A 1002-nucleotide genomic window follows, 5' to 3' on the forward strand; every position below is an offset into this window, starting at 1 on the left:
CGCCTCCGCGAGGGACGGGGTGGTCAGCAGGACGGTGACACCCTCGGCCACCTGCCGCCGCACCAGCGCCCACACGTCGTCGCGCTTGGCCGGGTCCAGGCCGGTGGTCGGCTCGTCGAGGTAGAGCACCTCGGGGCGCGCGACCAGGCTGGCGGCCAGGTCCAGGCGGCGGCGCATCCCGCCGGAGTAGGTCTTGGCCCGCCGCCCGGCCGCCTCGGTCAGCCCGAACTGCGCCAGCAGCTCCGCCGCCCTGGCCTGGGCCTCGCGGCGGGGCAGGTCGAGCAGGCGGCCTATGAGGACCAGGTTCTCGGCGCCGGTCAGGTCCTCGTCCACGGAGGCGTACTGCCCGGTCAGCCCGATCCGGCGGCGCACCTCCTCGGCGTGCCGGACCACGTCCCGGCCGCCGACCGTGGCCCGCCCGGCGTCCGGCCGCAGCAGCGTGGCCAGGATCCGGACGGCGGTGGTCTTGCCGGCGCCGTTCGGGCCGAGCACCCCGAGCACCGTGCCGGGCCGGGCCGCCAGGTCCACGCCCGCCAGCGCCGTCGTTCCGCCGAAGCGCTTGACCAGCCCCTCGGCCCGGAACGCGTAGGTCACGGCGTTCTCCTTCCCTCGTTCCCTCGTGTCGTTGCGGCCCGGGGTCCCTGGTGCGGGACCTGCCGGGAACGTCCAGGGCTGGAGCATGCGGGAGCCGCCTGTCATCCGGCGCACAGCGGCCTGTCAGGGGCGGTGCGGGGGCGGGCGGCCGTTCACTACTCGTCGGTAGGATGCGGCGGGCAAGGCCCCGACGCCCCTCTCCCCGCTCCCCGCTACCGGACGGAGAACCCGATGCCGAGACTGCCCCGCATCCGCTCCCGCCACCTGACCCCGCTGGCCCTGGCCGGCCTGCTCGGCGCGGCGGGAACGCTGCACTTCCGGGCCCCGAAGTACTACGACGCGCTGGTCCCCGAGGCGCTGCCGTTCGGCCCCCGCACGTGGACCTACCTCAGCGGGGCCGCCGAGCTG

The 1002-nt window shown here is 76.2% G+C and carries 1 protein-coding gene; it reads right to left on the reverse strand.

Features of this window, described 5'->3' with window-relative positions; all coding sequences use genetic code 11:
• The coding region (locus D7231_RS36075; protein ID WP_120760615.1) for an ABC transporter ATP-binding protein at positions 1-594 on the reverse strand (594 nt) is incomplete at its 3' end.
• Between the last annotated feature and the right edge of the window lie 408 nt (positions 595-1002).

It is taken from the genome of Streptomyces klenkii, from assembly GCF_003626645.1.
Classification (GTDB): domain Bacteria; phylum Actinomycetota; class Actinomycetes; order Streptomycetales; family Streptomycetaceae; genus Streptomyces; species Streptomyces klenkii.